The following is a 15956-nucleotide window of genomic DNA, read 5'->3' as shown; positions in this document are numbered from 1 at the left end:
ATTTTTGTCATAGTAATTTTTGAGTGGTATCTAAAATTACTAATCAGCCCTTTATCTTCCAAAAAGAAAAGGGCTGACCTTTTTGGTCAGCCCCTTTATAAACGGAATGGTTGTTTTCATCGCTTCTATCCCGAATTCGCGGAGTACACATTTCATTGTAATAATAGCTTCCCCACGCGTCTGCGCAATGGTTACCAGCCAGGCCACCATGGAATCATAATATGGCGCGAGCTACCCTGCATAAATTAATAAATAAGATGTTCCTTACAAATTATTATACTTATCTTCAGTTACCTCAAATAACCACACTCATCTGCAAGCTGCTCCCTTAATTCATTTGTGTATCCTGTAGTCTTATATTCATTAACCCTTCTTAATTCATCCACATGCAAAAACACGATTTAACCTTACGCTGTGCAATAGTGTTTGCTATTGCTCTCTTATTTTCAGATTGTAATAAACCCGATCAGGATTATCCGCAATATTGCCAGATCGTTCAACTAACAAATAAAGGCAATTCTCATTCAAGTGATTATACTGCACGTTTTGAGTATGATGCCAAAGGAATACCTCTCCGCATTACCCGTTCAAATGCGGCACACAGTACTCCCAACTATCTGTTCCGACATGATAAACATAACAGGGTAAGCGATATAATCGGATCTTATGGTAACGGGGCATATGGTTATTATTTTGAAACCTGGCACCGTTTGAAATATGATGCCAAAAACAGGATAATCCTGGACAGCTTATTCTTCAGCGGCATTATTGATAATAATCCCAAGGAAATGCCCGGTGTATTATTTCAACAATCTGTTATTACCACTAAATACGATGATAAAAACAGGATGCTAAAATACCATGAACTGCTGAATGGAGGCGGATTCCTGGATCGTTACTTTCATTATAACAATAAAGGAAACCTGGACTCAATAGTAACCAGGTGGGATGATGGGCATGAATATATAATCAGGTATAGCAAATATGATGATATGGTGAACATTCATCGTACCAATCCTCTCTGGCAATATCTGGATTGGGACTATAGCACAAATAATAGGCTGCCTACACTCACATCCAACAAATATGGGCTACCAACAACTATTGCTATCAATTCTATCAAAGACGATACCCCATATTTTTTAACTTATGGGATAGGCAATATGGATATCCAATATTCATGTAAATAAAGCAATACACTACAGGGTATAATAGGAAAAGCCGTTCTGCTGATAGCAGAACGGCTTTCTTTATAAAATAATTACAAGCCGGCTATACCAACTTAAATGTTTCTGTAAACTTAGTAGTGAAGTTCCCCTTACGGAAATCTTCATTACGCATCAGCTGCTGATGGAATGGAATGGTTGTTTTCACCCCTTCTATCACGAATTCGCTGAGTGCACGTTCCATTGTATTAATAGCCTCCTCACGTGTCTGCGCAATAGTGATCAGCTTGGCCACCATGGAATCATAATATGGAGGGATTACATACCCTGCATAAATATGAGAATCCACACGAACACCGTGACCGCCAGGTATATGTAATACCGTGATTTTACCTGGTGAAGGACGGAAATCATTAAATGGATCCTCTGCATTGATACGACATTCGATCACATGCATTTCCGGAGTATAGTTCTTACCGGAGATTGGAATACCGGCAGCTATTTTGATCTGTTCTTTTACCAGGTCAAAGTTGATTACTTCTTCCGTTACCCCATGTTCTACCTGGATACGGGTATTCATTTCCATGAAGTAGAAGTTGCGGTGCTTATCTACCAGGAACTCAATAGTACCCACACTTTCGTAGTTGATAGCAGATGCCGCTTTAATAGCAGCTTCTCCCATTTTCTCACGCAGTTCGGGAGTCATAAACGGAGAAGGAGATTCTTCTACCAGTTTCTGATGACGACGCTGTATAGAACAGTCACGCTCACTCAGATGACATACTTTACCATATTGGTCACCTGCTACCTGGATTTCAATGTGACGGGGCTCCTCCACAAATTTCTCCATGTAGATACCGTCATTATTGAAGGATGCTCTCGCTTCATTTTTGGCCATGTTATAAGCTGCTTCCAACTCACTATCCTGCCATACTACACGCATCCCTTTACCACCACCACCTGCAGTTGCCTTCAGGATAATGGGCAAGCCCATTTCCTTTGCCAATTTCTTAGCTTCTTCCAGGTTCTGTAACAAACCTGCAGATCCGGGAATACATGGTACCCCGGCAGCTATCATTGTTTCCTTTGCCGTGATTTTATCTCCCATTTTACGGATCATGTCCGGAGTGGGGCCGATAAATTTAATGCCATGCTCACCACAGATCTCGGCAAACCGGGCATTTTCTGCCAGAAAGCCATAACCAGGATGTATTGCATCTGCATTGGTAATTTCAGCAGCTGCCATCAGGTGCGGGATATTCAGATAAGATTCACTGCTCTGTGGCTTACCTATACACACTGCCTCATCTGCAAATTTAACATGCAGGCTATCTTTATCCGCAGTAGAATAAACAGCCACCGTTTTGATGCCCATTTCCTTACAGGTACGTATAATACGTAGGGCAATCTCTCCACGGTTGGCAATCAATATTTTCTTAAACATGTTTTTTCAATAGGTTAAAGAAAAAGTAATAAGCCCAAAAGGTTGGAAAACTATAAGATTGGAAAGTACACTTACCCCCTTATAATATTCCAACCTTTTCAACTAACAATATTATGGTTCTACCAGGAATAAAGGCTGATCATATTCCACTGGAGAAGCGTCATCTACCAGTACTTTTACGATTTTACCACTTACCTCACTCTCGATCTCATTGAACAGTTTCATTGCTTCAATGATACAAACTACTTTACCGCTGGTCACCTCATCGCCTACATTTACGAAAGATGGCTTATCAGGACCAGGACTACGATAGAAGGTACCAATCATAGGAGATTTGATGGTAACCAGGTTATCCGCTTTCGCTTCAGCTGGTTTAGCAGCATCTGCAGCTACGGCAACCTGAGGAACAGCCTGGGCTACTGCCTGCTGAACGGGAGCTGTCATAGGCATAGCAAATACCTGCTGAGTTTCGTTATCCTTTTGCTTTATTGTAATCTTAAACGTGTCCTGCTCAATGCTCAGTTCGCTGATATTGGACTTATTGACCATTTTTACCAGCTCCTGAATCTGTTTAAAATCCATGTAGACAGTTTTTGGTTTAGAAATGCTTGATGTAGATAATATATGGACTAAAACTATTCTTTTACTCTTTCTATGTAATCACCTGTTTTGGTGTTTACCCTGATCAGCTCACCTTCATTCACGAACAATGGCACATTCACGGTTGCTCCAGTTTCTACGGTAGCCTGTTTCAGCGTGCGGGTAGCAGTATCCCCCTTTAAGCCTGGTTCAGAGTAAGTAACCTTCATGACAATCTTATCTGGCAGCTCCACACTCATATGTTGGTCAGTCTCAGTGTTGATTGAAACTGAAACTTCCTGTCCGTCTTTCAGGAACTGAGGCGCATCAATCATGGTTTCAGGAAGTGCAATCTGTTCGAAAGTTTCATTATCCATGAAATTATACCCGCTGTCATCCTTATATAAGAATTGGAAGGTTTTCTTTTCAACACGTACAGGAAAAATGGTATCTCCTGAGTTCCAGGTATGCTCAATAGAACGGCTATTGTCAACTCCCTTCAGTTTAGCCCATACTTTAGCAGCCGCCCTGGCTGTTTTGTTTTGACCAAACTCTACAACAGAATATAAGCTGTTATCCAGCTTAATGATTAATCCTGTTCTGATATCTGCAGTGGTAGCCATAAAAGGATACTTAATTTAAAGTTAAAAATTTACATTAGGATTGCAAAAGTAATTCATTCTTACAAAATCCCTCATGGAACTGGTTTCTTCCCCAAATTTCTTTTTAAGTTATATATCCTGGATATAACCTATTATTTTTTTTAGGAATGCAAACATAATGTAAGGAAGGGTAATCTAGTAATTTTTTTATAAAAAAGTGATAAAGAGGGCGAATAGTCTTTATACTCTGCTCCATCAGTTATCAGCTATTCCAAAATTCGATACCTTTAGTTATTATACCAAATTATGTGTTATATGAAGCGTTATTTGTTCTTTTTGTGCTTATGTTGCCTTCCGTTAGTACTATCTGCACAAGCCCAAACTTCCGCAGTTGCCGCCAGCAAAGATAAGTTACCTTATCTGCAGTTCCCTTTTATTCCTGCCTTTCCACTTACTTTGCCTGATGGACATACTATTACCAAAAACGACCTGAAAAGGAATACCCAAACCATGGTTTTTATTTTCAGCGTGGATTGTGATCATTGTAAACACCTTACAGAAGAAGTGCTCAAGAATATTGATAAGTTCAAAAAAACACAAATTCTGATGATCACTCCGTTCCAACCGGAGCAGATGAAGGAATACTATAATACTTATAAGATCAAAGATTACCCTAATATCGTTATGACAAGTGAACCAACCAGGCAGATCATGTATTTTTATAACCTGCACTATTTCCCCGGCCTGTTTGTATATAATAAGAAACAGCAGTTTGTGAAAGGATTTGAAGGGACTGTTAAGCTGGAACAGCTGGAACAATACCTGAACTAATAGTGCGCTCCAGTTGCTGCTGATGCTATTTAGATTTATCATCCTGATTATTCACCCTTAAATTTTATACATCGATGAAAGTTACTGTTGTAGGAGCTGGGAATGTAGGCGCAACCTGTGCTAATGTGCTGGCTCACAGAGATTTTTTGCAGGAAGTTGTGTTACTGGATATTAAGGAAGGCACTGCGGAAGGTAAAGCATTGGATACGTGGCAACAAGCCCCGATTGATTATTATAGCACCAAAGTCACAGGTGTTACAAACGACTATGCAAGAACTGCTAACAGCGATGTGGTAGTAATTACATCTGGGCTCCCCCGTAAACCAGGCATGAGTCGTGATGACCTCATCTCTACTAATGCCAATATTGTTAAATCTGTAACGGAAAACATTACGCAGCACTCGCCCGATGCCATTATTATTGTAGTAAGCAACCCTTTGGATGTAATGACCTATTGCGCATTCCTGACCGCTCAAAAGGATAGCAATAAGGTATTTGGCATGGCCGGCATCCTGGATACTGCCCGTTACCGTGCATTCCTGGCAAGTGAAATCGGATGTTCACCCAAAGATATCCAGGCCATCCTGATGGGAGGCCATGGTGATACCATGGTGCCCCTGCCACGTTACACAACTGTAGGAGGTATTCCGGTTACAGAACTGGTAGCTGCCGACAAACTGGAAGCTATTATTCAGCGAACCAAAGTAGGCGGCGGTGAAATAGTAAACCTGCTGGGCACTTCGGCCTGGTATGCACCAGGTGCTGCCGCAGCCCAGATGGTAGAAGCGATCCTGAAAGATGAAAAACGGATCTTCCCATGCTGCGCATGGTTAACCGGCGAATATGGCCTGAAAGACATTTACCTCGGTGTTCCAGTGATACTTGGTAAGAATGGCATTGAAAAAATCATAGAGCTTCAGCTGAATGACAGCGAAAAAGAATTACTCAGTACATCAGCCGTCCACGTTAAAGAAGTTATGGATGTACTGGACAATATGAAGGTTACAGCATAATAATATAACAATATTCAAACATAAGAGGCTGACTGATAGTATTCTGATAAATCATATCTGGTTTACTATTCGTCAGCCTCATTATTTATCTCTATCTGCCAATACAATCCAGTCTCACATTAGAAAATATTTATTACATTCGTTTCAACATGTTTTTCACTACCCCGACAGCTTTGTTTGCCGATATAATATGATTCATTCGTATTTTTAACCGGCTATATTTTCACTTATGTCAAACATAGAAAAACTTATATCGCAAAAAACGTTTTCGAGCGAGTATAATAAAGGGTTAATAGGTCTCATATTTGTTGGAAACTGGATGGTATCACGTCATCAACAATTCTTTAAGAAATTTGACATTACCATGCAGCAATATAATATCCTGCGCATCCTGCGTGGACAATACCCTAAAGCGGCTAATATCAATACTTTAAAGGAAAGAATGCTGGATAAAATGAGTGACGTATCACGTCTGGTGGAACGCTTGCGCAAAGCCGGGCTGGTGGAAAGAAAAAGTAGTGAAGTAGACCGTCGTGCAGTGGATGTACAAATCACCGCAAAAGGATTAACGTTGCTGGAAATTATTGATAAAGACCTTCCAGACCTGGAAGATTCTCTTAAATTATCCCTCTCTGAAGGCGAAATATTACAGTTGAATACACTCCTGGATAAGGTGTTAACACGCTATTAATGATAAAAAAAAGTAAAGGCGATGAGTAATAACACTCAATCACCTTTACTTTTTTTATGCTAGATCGTTTCTGTGTAATTCAAATCTTTACCAAAAGTTTCTTCTACAGAATATGAAGCTATCAATGCTATTACAATACAGATTACTGCCATTATTGCCCCACTTTGCAGGTAAGTAACATAATGCTGCAAACCGCTGAACATAAGTATGATTAACGGAAGCATCCCGCGGGCAAAATTAGGAACAGTGATTGCAACAGTAGCCCTTAGATTGGTACCAAAGCTTTCGGCCGCGATGGTTACAAAGATTGCCCAGAAGCCGACACTAAAGCCCAGTATAAAACATACTGTATAAAATACCCATTTCTCTGCTCCATACAAATTCAGGTAAATAGCTACACAGGCCCCTGTCAGTAAAAGGAATATTATCATCACTTTACGGCGGCTTTTGAGCACCTGGCTTAAAAGTCCTGAAGAGAAGTCTCCCAACACAAGCCCGGCATAACAAAAGGCAATAGCATCACCAGGACTGATCGGTTCCTTTACCCCCATCTCTACCGCAAACTTATTAGAAAATGCAACCAGAATCCCAACCACAAACCAGGTGGGAGTACCTAACAAAATACATTTCAGGTATTTGAGGAAGCGGGCACGATCTGTGAATAATGACAGGAATTTTCCTCTGCCAATAGTATTGTTTTCTGCAGTACTGCTGAACATACCGGATTCCAATACACTTATGCGTAACAGGAGCAGCACCAGCCCTAATCCCCCTCCAATAAAATAGCAATAACGCCAGTCGGGTACCAGTTTTGCAATCAGATTTGCAGCAACAGCACCAGAAACGCCTACTGTAGCAACGATCATTGTTCCATAGCCTCGTTTCTCCTTTGGAAGGATTTCTGCCACCAGGGTAATCCCGGCTCCCAGCTCCCCTGCCAGGCCCAAACCTGCAACGAAGCGCCAGAACAGGTAACCATTAGTACTCGTTACAAAGCCATTAGCAATGTTTGCAACAGAATATAATAAGATGGATCCAAACAGTACACGTAAACGTCCTTTCTTATCTCCCAGAATTCCCCAAAAAATTCCACCGGCTAAAAGCCCCAACATCTGCACACTTATCAATAATTGCCCTACCCCGGTATCAATCTCTGTTTGTGAAACTCCCAGGTCCTTCAGACTGGGTACGCGAACGATTGTAAACAGGAGTAGATCATAAATATCTACAAAGTAGCCTAACGAAGCCACTAATACTGCTACATTAAAAATGGTTGCTGGGCGATTCCCGGATTTCATATTGTGGAGGATGTTTTATTCATTCACATTCGTCTGTGGTGGATGCACATGTTTTTGTTTGCCAAAAAACATTTTAAATAGTACTGGCAAAGTAGTTATAAGTATCAATATAATGACAACCAGTTCAAGGTGGTCTTTGAGTTTAGGGAAAAATTTATCAAGATAATGTCCTGCCAGCATCATAGAGAATACCCAGGAAAAAGAGCTGATGATATTATAGAACATAAACTTCTTTTGTTCCATTTTAACGATACCAGCTACTATTGGGGCAAAAGTACGTATGATAGGCAGAAAACGGGCAAGGAAGATCGCTCCACCACCATGTTTCTCATAAAAGTCCTTTGCATCATATAAATATTTCTTCTTAAAGAAGAAAGTATCCTTACGGCTAAATAATAAAGGACCGGATTTACGACCAAACCAGAATCCTACCATATTACCCAACACACCAGCTATTGAGATCATCAGCATGATTACTACAAAAGGAACATTAAAAAAGCTATCACTGATTAAACCACCATAGATGCCAGCTACAAATAACAGGGAATCTCCAGGAAGAAAGAATCCTATGAACAAACCAGTCTCCGCAAAAATAATCAGCAGTAACAAATAAAGGCCACCATGTTCGATGATCCATTGTGGACTAATAAGATGCTTGAATAACTCAATTAATTGATCCATATATTATTTATAATCTTCAAAAACTTCAATCACTAATGTAAGCTCTTACCCTGCTGTATTTCCGCACAACCTATTAATTAGCATAGCGTACCAGACAGCAAAATAAGCATTAAAGTGTTACCCCTTTGTTATAGTTCTTTTAAACCTTGGCCAGATTCTTCATCCAGGGAATTCTCCCATTTGGAAACAACAGCTGTAGCCATTGCATTACCGATTACATTGGTAGCAGAACGCCCCATATCCAGGAAATGGTCTACACCCAGCAGTAGCAGAAGGCCTGCCTCCGGAATATGGAACATTGAAAGCGTACCTGCAATTACAACCAATGATGCTCTTGGCACGCCTGCAATCCCTTTGCTGGTGATCATTAATACTAACAGCATAGAGATCTGCTGTTCAAACCCCAGGTGCATACCATATGCCTGGGCAATAAACAAACTGGCAAAGGTCATATACATCATAGAACCATCCAGGTTAAATGAATAACCTAAGGGCAATACAAAGCTGACAATCCTGTTATCACAACCGAATTTCTCAAGCCCTTCCATAGTACGGGGATAAGCAGCCTCACTGCTGGCAGTACTGAAAGCCAGTAAAACAGGATCTTTTATCAGTCCTAGTAACGACAATACCCTGCGTCCAAGTATTAAAAATCCAGCAAAGACCAGTACTATCCATAAAGAGCCAAGGCCAATGTAAAACTGTCCGATAAACTTTCCATAGTCTATAAGAATGCCAGGGCCTTTCTCTGCAATAGTAGCTGCCATAGCACCAAATACTGCAAATGGGGCAAAATTCATCACATATCCTGTCACTTTCAACATGATATGAGCAACACTGTCCATAAATTTTATAACGATCTGTCCCATATCGCCAATGGCAGCAGTAGCAACACCAAAGAAAATAGAGAATACAACTATCTGGAGGATTTCGTTGTGTGCCATTGCATTAATCACACTGTCTGGAAAAACATGCTGAAAGAACCCTTTCAGAGTCATGTCAGCTGTAGCCACTCCGCTGCTGGCACTTGCATCAGGAACAGACAGGTTAAGCGTAGCGCCTGGCTGTAACAGGTTTACGAGTATCAATCCTAAGAAAAGAGAAATGAACGTAGCAGAAATAAACCAGAGCATTGTTTTACCTCCTATCCTACCTACCGCTTTGATGTCTCCCAGCTTGGCTACCCCTACTACCAGGGTAGAAAACACCAGGGGAGCAATAATCATTTTTATAAGTCTCAGAAAGATATCTGTGAGGATAGAAATGTTGCTGCAGAACTTTGCAATAGTAGCCTCATTACCAGTACCCGTATAGGTTACGTTCACAATATATCCTAATAATATCCCCAATACCATTGCTACAAATATAAATATGGTAAGCCGGTTGGATTTCTTCATGCAAAGCCTGTTTTATACCTATTAAATAAAATAATAAAATGATGAAAATTTCTCAAAAATAAGGTTACTCCTGTAAAGTTGTACGTTAACTCATAAAATAAAAGCCCCGGTATTGCATTTAGATATTTATATTTGGCGATCTGAAAAAAAGGATCAACAACTAAACCAATTAAACGTCAACCACAACATTTCTTCCGTATGGGCAAACTTTTTGTAAAAAAGCCACTCTCCCTGCTATTAGCTGAAGCATCAGAAAATGAAAAAGGACTTAAACGTACGTTAGGAGCAGGATCTCTTATAGCGTTAGGTATTGGAGCTATAATTGGCGCCGGTCTTTTTGTAAGAACTGCTGCTGCTGCCGGACAACATGCCGGACCTGCAGTTGTATTCTCTTTTATAATTGCAGCTATTGGTTGCGCTCTAGCAGGGCTATGCTATGCTGAATTTGCCTCTATGATTCCAATAGCAGGTAGTGCTTATACTTATTCCTATGCTACCATGGGAGAATTTGTTGCATGGATTATTGGTTGGGATCTTGTACTGGAATACGCATTGGGTGCTGCTACAGTGGCTATTGGCTGGTCTCAGTACTTAAATAAATTGCTGGGGAAAGTCTTTGGATTTACGATCCCCTATGAATGGGTACATAGCCCTTTTGAAAAATCAGATGCCGGGGTGCATGGTATCATGAACCTGCCTGCTATTTTCATATTGCTGATGCTTACAATACTATTAATTAGAGGTATAGAAGGTTCCGCAATCGTAAACAACATTATTGTAATCACTAAAGTAGCGATTGTAATCCTTCTGATCATACTGGGATGGCATTTTATCAATCCTGCCAACCATACACCATTTATGATACCGGCAGATGCGGGTACAGTAACCATGCATAACGGTACTGTTATCAATTATTCTGATTTCTGGTTTCATGGTATACCGGGAGTGTTACGAGGGGCTGGTGTAGTATTCTTTGCATTCATTGGTTTTGATGCTGTATCCACTGCTGCACAGGAAACTAAGAATCCTAAAAAGAATATGCCTATAGGTATACTTGTATCATTGGCTGTATGTACTTTATTGTACATCCTCTTCTCTTTTGTACTTACAGGTATTGCGCCTTATCAGGATTTCCTGAAAGAAGGTGGTGAAGCTTCCGTTGCCTACGCAATTGATAAGTATATGATCGGCTACAGCTGGTTATCTACTTTCGTTACAATCGCTATCCTCGCAGGTTTCTCTTCTGTAATACTGGTGATGCTACTGGGTCAGACAAGGGTATTCTATTCCATGTCTAACGATGGACTGATACCTAAAGTGTTCTCCAAATTACATCCTAAATACCGTACACCTTACAGATCACAGGCGATGTTCTTCATATTTGTATCCCTGTTTGCTGCATTTGTACCTGATAGTGTAGTAGGCGATATGACCAGTATCGGAACTTTATTTGCTTTTGTATTGGTATGTATTGGTGTGATGGTAATGCGCAAAACAAATCCGGAACAACCACGTGCCTTTAAAACCCCATGGGTGCCTGTAGTACCGGTTGTAGGTGTACTGTTCTGTGTCACAATGATCGTTAGCCTGGGTTGGGAAAACTGGTCACGACTGATCGTTTGGTTGCTTATCGGTTTTGTAGTGTACTTTGGTTACAGTATAAAGAACAGTAAGGCCAGAAAATTGTAGTCTTCAGGAATGTTCAATAAAAGGCCGGAAAGTCATCGCTGAAAAGCAGATTGATTTTCCGGCCTTATTACTTTATATAGGCTGAAGCGCGCGATAATTACTATAAAGTGTATATTTTTGCGTTTTCAGTTTTCTTAATAATTATTAATTACATACCCACTATGGGAAGGATATTTGAAGTAAGAAAGTCCACCATGTTTGCCCGTTGGGACAGGATGGCCAAACAGTTTACCAGGATTGGTAAGGAAATCGCAATGGCTGTAAAGAATAGCGGTCCTGATCCTGACAATAACCCCGCATTACGCAGATGTATGGTTAACGCCAAAGGTGTTAACATGCCTAAAGATCGAATAGAAGCCGCTATCAAGCGGGCTATGGGGAAAGACAAAACCGACTATGAGGAGGTTGTATACGAAGGATATGCACCTCATGGAGTGGCTGTGGTGGTAGATACCGCGACAGATAACCCTACACGTACGGTAGCTAATGTGCGTATGCACTTTAACAAATTAGGAGGTAGTCTTGGCAATAGTGGTTCAGTAAACTTCCTGTTTAACCGTATGGGAGAATTTAAGATTAAGAATGAAGGACAGAACCTGGAAGATCTTGAGCTGGAACTGATTGACGCTGGTCTTGAAGAAATAGGGGAAGATAGTGAAGGTAATATCATTCTTCGTACAGCATTTAGTGACTTTGGTAATATGGCTAAAGCACTGGAAGAGAAGAATATCACTCCTATCAGTTCAGAACTGAAGCGCATACCGACTACCACCGTTGAATTGAATGAGGAACAAGCTAAAGAAGTACTGGAACTGGTAGATCGCCTGGAACAGGATGAGGATGTACAACAGGTATTTCATAATCTTAGATAAGATCAGGTAATAACTAATCTAAAATTATAAAGAGAAAGCGCCTCCCGGATAGCCGGAGGCGCTTTCTCTTTATAATTTTAGATTAGTTATATATTATAGTACACGGCAGGCTTCATCATCTGTTACCATACGTAAGCCCTTACCATGAATCGTTTCCAGTTTAATAGTACCATCCAATTTAAAGTGTTTACGGATACGGGTAAGGTACACATCCATGCTACGGCCTGTAAAAAAATCATCATTTCCCCAAACGCTGAGTAAGATTACCTCCCTCTTCAGACGTTTATTAGGGTTTTCGCACAGATACTTCAACAGTTCTGCTTCTTTTGGAGGCAGATTAATATTAGTATTAGTTGGCTGATGATATATTTTAAACTCGCTGTAGTTAAATACGAGACTTCCCAGATTAAATATTATCTGTTTATCATTTTGTAGCAGGCGGCTTCTTTTCATAAAAACTTCCATCCGGCAAAGCAACTCCTCCATATTGAAAGGTTTTACAAGATAGTCATCCCCTCCGGCTTCAAAGCCGTTCAATTTATCTTGTTCCATATAACGGGAGGAAGCAAAAATAATAGGAATGTTTTCATCTTTATCACGGATTTCTCTGGCGAGAGCAAAACCATCCATGCCAGGCATAATTACATCCAACAGACAAATATCAAATGGACGCTCCTGGAAAGCGGCCCATCCATCCTCTCCATTGGCACAATGTATTACATTGTAACCCGCTTTTTCAAGCTGATTTTTTATAACCTTGGCAAAAAAGTGGTCGTCTTCTACTAAAAGAACTCCTGCTTTCATAAATGGATTTGGGTTGATTTGTTAATTAAAAGAGAGTATTCTGCTACTTTAAGGTGACAGAAAACCTATTTTTATTCTAACAGTAACGTGGATTATCTGTTTATCTTATTTAGCTATTGTCTTTACTAAATTTAAGACGTACAACTTACATTTTTTCCATTCATTTTATTCATTATTTACCAGTAAGAAAACAGCCATGTCTAATATATTAATTCTCACTGAAAAACACGAAAAAAATTACAATAAATTCTTTTTAGAGTACTAAGAGCAGTACCTGGAATCTTTTCTTATAAATTTATTATCAAATCTGTCTACTATGATAATATTACAAAATAGTTTTATAATATTTGCATTAATACTCTTTACCTTTCATTCAAGCCTACAACTATAATTAAAAACAAAACGCAAGGCAGATAATGCCTTGCGTTAGTTTTTATCTCAAAAAGGGTTGCTTTTCTTATTCTTCTACCATTTCAAGTACCACTTTTACAACATCTTCCACATTCGGTTTAGAAAAATAATCGCCATCAGATCCGTAAGCTGGGCGATGAGCCTGTGCACTAAGTGTACGAGGCGCTACATCCAACCAGCGATAACCACCCTGGAGTTCCATTACCTGCTGGTACATGTAAGCAGTCCCACCACCTGGCACATCTTCATCTACAAAAAGAATCCTGTTGGTCTTTTTCAAAGATTCTAAGATGCTATGATTTATGTCGAAAGGCAAAAGTGTCTGAACATCAATCAGTTCACAATTAACATCGAGCTGATTCAAAATCACCATTGCCTCTTCTATGATTCGCAGTGTAGATCCATAAGATACAATCGTAATATCTGTGCCCTCATGTAATACTTCAGGAATACCCAATGGTACCGTGAATATATCCAGGTTCTGTGGTAACTTCTCTTTCAGTCGATATCCATTGAGTGACTCAATAACGAGTGCCGGCTCATTAGCTTTCAGTAAGGTATTATAGATACCGGCAGCCTGTACCATGTTACGGGGCACACAAATATTCATTCCTCTTAGTGCACCCAGGATCATGCTCATTGGTGATCCGGAATGCCAGATCCCTTCCAGGCGATGTCCTCTGGTACGTACTATTATAGGACAGTGCTGGATGCCCTTTGTGCGATATTGCAGGCTAGCCACGTCATCGCTCAATGGCTGGAGGCCATACAGCAGATAATCCAGGTATTGTATTTCTGCAATAGGTCGTAATCCGCGTAAAGCCATCCCAATGCCCTGTCCCATGATGGTCAGTTCACGGATGCCAGTATCGAAGATACGTTGTGTACCATGTTTCTGCTGTAATCCGGCAAATCCCTGGTTAACGTCACCAATTTGTCCTACATCTTCACCGAAGGCGAATACCCGGGGATCATGTTCTATCAGATGGTCAAAGTATTTATTCAATATTTCGTATCCATTCACAAAAACAGCATCGTCTCCATATACTGCGGGTATTACCGGTACATTTAGCACAGAGTTGGCGCCAGTAGCATGGAGCAGGGAATTATAATTTTCCTTCTCCTCCTTTAACATATTATCATAGAACTGCTTAAGCTCTATGATTGCAGCAGACTTGAGTTTCTTATGATGGAACAGAATGTTTGCAGCAGTTTTCAGGATATCCCTGCGCAAGGGTTCGCGATTCACCTGCAGTTCATGTAATAAACCATTTATTAACGCAGTATCTGCATGAGGAACTGCAGCTACAGCCTTTCCATGAGCCAACACGGTCTGTACCTGTTCACGGATAGGTGCGATGTATTTATTCCAGGCATTCTTACGGGCGTCCAGGGCCAAAGTTTTAGCCTTCGCTTCTATGGCCAACAAGGAAGATTCATCCGCCAATGCATTTTCCAGGATCCACTGGCGCATCTGCAGGTTACAATCATACTCCTTTTCCCATCCAAGCCTGTCTTTAGTTTTATATCGCTCATGAGAGCCACTGGTAGAGTGTCCCTGAGGCTGGGTCAGTTCTTCAACATGGAACAGCGCAGGCACATGTGTTTCCCGGATCTTGCGGATCCCGGCCTCAAATACTTCGCACATACCAGCATAATCCCAACCTTTTACGTTGTAGATATCAAATCCGTTGGAATCTTCTGTTTTACGGAAGCCTTCCATTGCAGCACTGATAGAGTCTTTGGTTGTCTGGTAGTTGCGTGGTACGGAGATACCATAACCATCATCCCATACAAATACTGCCAATGGCACCTGCAGTACACCGGCGGCATTCATAGTTTCCCAGAAATGACCTTCTGAAGTAGAGGCATCGCCGATGGTAGCAAAGCATACCTCATTACCATTATTGGAAAGATGAGAAAACGATTTCAGCACATCTACTTCGCGGAATAACTTTGAAGCAAAGGCCAATCCCAGTCCGCGCGGCATTTGCGCAGCAGTGGGAGACATATCAGTTGCTGTATTCTTTATTTTTGTAAGATCAAGCCAATTCCCATCCTGATCCAGGTTAGGAGTGGCAAAGTGTGCATTCATCTGCCTTCCACCGGAAAAAGGCTCGTTGGCCAGATCCGGGTCTGCATACATCTGTGAAAAGAATTGTTCCAGAGTGGCAATACCACTGGCAAAAGCAAAGGTCTGGTCACGGTAATAACCCGAACGAAAATCTCCCGGCTGGAAATACTTGGCCATGGCCACCTGAGCCACTTCCTTCCCATCGCCGAAAATACCGAACTTAGCCTTACCAGTAAGGACTTCCTTACGGGCCAGCAGACTAACTTCCCTGCTTTCACAGGCCAGGCGGTAATCATTTAGCACTTCTTTCCGAAATTCTTCGAATGATAACCGGCTTTCCATATTCATAGTCAGTTCTTTGTTTTCTATCATGCCTCTTTGTTATAGTTACAAAAGTAAGGTTA

14 protein-coding genes and 1 pseudogene are annotated in these 15956 nt (G+C 40.8%); 6 read left to right on the top strand and 9 right to left on the bottom strand.

What is annotated here, in order from left to right; all coding sequences use genetic code 11:
* Positions 1–51: 51 nt before the first annotated feature.
* Positions 52–216 (bottom strand): annotated as a pseudogene (locus tag BM176_RS27545) (hypothetical protein); the annotation flags it as partial.
* A 170-nt stretch (positions 217–386) separates the two neighbouring features.
* On the opposite strand from BM176_RS27545, the gene BM176_RS27540 reads away from it, so the two are divergent.
* A complete protein-coding gene (locus tag BM176_RS27540; protein WP_090107617.1) occupies positions 387–1190 on the top strand; it encodes a hypothetical protein in 804 nt (267 codons plus the stop codon).
* 82 nt (positions 1191–1272) lie between these two features.
* Here the strand turns inward: BM176_RS27540 and accC are convergent, their stop codons facing one another.
* The 3 genes from accC to efp all read right to left on the bottom strand — a co-directional run bounded on the left by accC (position 1273) and on the right by efp (position 3812).
* Positions 1273–2610 carry an acetyl-CoA carboxylase biotin carboxylase subunit gene (gene accC / locus BM176_RS27535; RefSeq protein WP_090107616.1) on the bottom strand — a complete coding sequence of 446 codons (1338 nt, stop codon included), beginning with the start codon at positions 2608–2610 and terminating at the stop codon, positions 1273–1275.
* A gap of 111 nt (positions 2611–2721) precedes the next feature.
* A complete protein-coding gene (gene accB / locus BM176_RS27530; protein ID WP_090107615.1) occupies positions 2722–3192 on the bottom strand; it encodes an acetyl-CoA carboxylase biotin carboxyl carrier protein in 471 nt (156 codons plus the stop codon).
* 53 nt (positions 3193–3245) lie between these two features.
* The gene (gene efp, locus BM176_RS27525; protein ID WP_090107614.1) at positions 3246–3812 is read right to left on the bottom strand and encodes an elongation factor P; all 567 of its coding nucleotides are present in this window, start codon (positions 3810–3812) and stop codon (positions 3246–3248) included.
* A gap of 294 nt (positions 3813–4106) precedes the next feature.
* On the opposite strand from efp, the gene BM176_RS27520 reads away from it, so the two are divergent.
* The 3 genes from BM176_RS27520 (at position 4107) to BM176_RS27510 (ending at position 6326) form a co-directional block, all read left to right on the top strand.
* On the top strand, positions 4107–4622 hold the full coding sequence (locus BM176_RS27520; RefSeq protein ID WP_177230565.1) for a peroxiredoxin family protein: 516 nt from the start codon (positions 4107–4109) through the stop codon (positions 4620–4622).
* 74 nt (positions 4623–4696) lie between these two features.
* The gene (gene mdh / locus BM176_RS27515; RefSeq protein ID WP_090107612.1) at positions 4697–5635 is read left to right on the top strand and encodes a malate dehydrogenase; all 939 of its coding nucleotides are present in this window, start codon (positions 4697–4699) and stop codon (positions 5633–5635) included.
* A 229-nt stretch (positions 5636–5864) separates the two neighbouring features.
* Positions 5865–6326, top strand: a complete 462-nt coding sequence (locus BM176_RS27510; RefSeq protein WP_090107611.1) for a MarR family winged helix-turn-helix transcriptional regulator — start codon at positions 5865–5867, stop codon at positions 6324–6326.
* A gap of 59 nt (positions 6327–6385) precedes the next feature.
* Here BM176_RS27510 and BM176_RS27505 read toward each other — a convergent pair whose 3' ends face one another.
* From BM176_RS27505 to BM176_RS27495, 3 genes are all read right to left on the bottom strand, one after another.
* Positions 6386–7624, bottom strand: coding sequence for an MFS transporter (locus BM176_RS27505; RefSeq protein WP_090107610.1), 1239 nt, complete (start codon positions 7622–7624; stop codon positions 6386–6388).
* A 15-nt stretch (positions 7625–7639) separates the two neighbouring features.
* Positions 7640–8305: a DedA family protein gene (locus tag BM176_RS27500; protein ID WP_090107609.1), complete on the bottom strand. Its 666-nt coding sequence runs from the start codon at positions 8303–8305 to the stop codon at positions 7640–7642.
* 128 nt (positions 8306–8433) lie between these two features.
* Positions 8434–9702 carry a dicarboxylate/amino acid:cation symporter gene (locus BM176_RS27495; RefSeq protein WP_090107608.1) on the bottom strand — a complete coding sequence of 423 codons (1269 nt, stop codon included), beginning with the start codon at positions 9700–9702 and terminating at the stop codon, positions 8434–8436.
* A gap of 198 nt (positions 9703–9900) precedes the next feature.
* On the opposite strand from BM176_RS27495, the gene BM176_RS27490 reads away from it, so the two are divergent.
* Positions 9901–11391 carry an amino acid permease gene (locus BM176_RS27490; protein ID WP_090107607.1) on the top strand — a complete coding sequence of 497 codons (1491 nt, stop codon included), beginning with the start codon at positions 9901–9903 and terminating at the stop codon, positions 11389–11391.
* Between the two features lie 161 nt (positions 11392–11552).
* On the top strand, positions 11553–12263 hold the full coding sequence (locus BM176_RS27485; RefSeq protein WP_090107606.1) for a YebC/PmpR family DNA-binding transcriptional regulator: 711 nt from the start codon (positions 11553–11555) through the stop codon (positions 12261–12263).
* 93 nt (positions 12264–12356) lie between these two features.
* On the opposite strand, the gene BM176_RS27480 is transcribed toward BM176_RS27485, so the two are convergent.
* Both BM176_RS27480 and BM176_RS27475 read right to left on the bottom strand, forming a co-directional pair.
* A complete protein-coding gene (locus tag BM176_RS27480; RefSeq protein WP_090107605.1) occupies positions 12357–13067 on the bottom strand; it encodes a response regulator transcription factor in 711 nt (236 codons plus the stop codon).
* Between the two features lie 457 nt (positions 13068–13524).
* Positions 13525–15924 carry an alpha-ketoacid dehydrogenase subunit alpha/beta gene (locus tag BM176_RS27475; protein WP_090107604.1) on the bottom strand — a complete coding sequence of 800 codons (2400 nt, stop codon included), beginning with the start codon at positions 15922–15924 and terminating at the stop codon, positions 13525–13527.
* Positions 15925–15956 lie beyond the last annotated feature (32 nt).

It is taken from the genome of Chitinophaga sp. CF118 (genome assembly GCF_900112615.1).
In the GTDB taxonomy this organism is placed as follows: domain Bacteria; phylum Bacteroidota; class Bacteroidia; order Chitinophagales; family Chitinophagaceae; genus Chitinophaga.
Note: the sequence above shows the minus strand (reverse complement) of the source record. Positions and strands in the feature narration are given on the sequence as shown.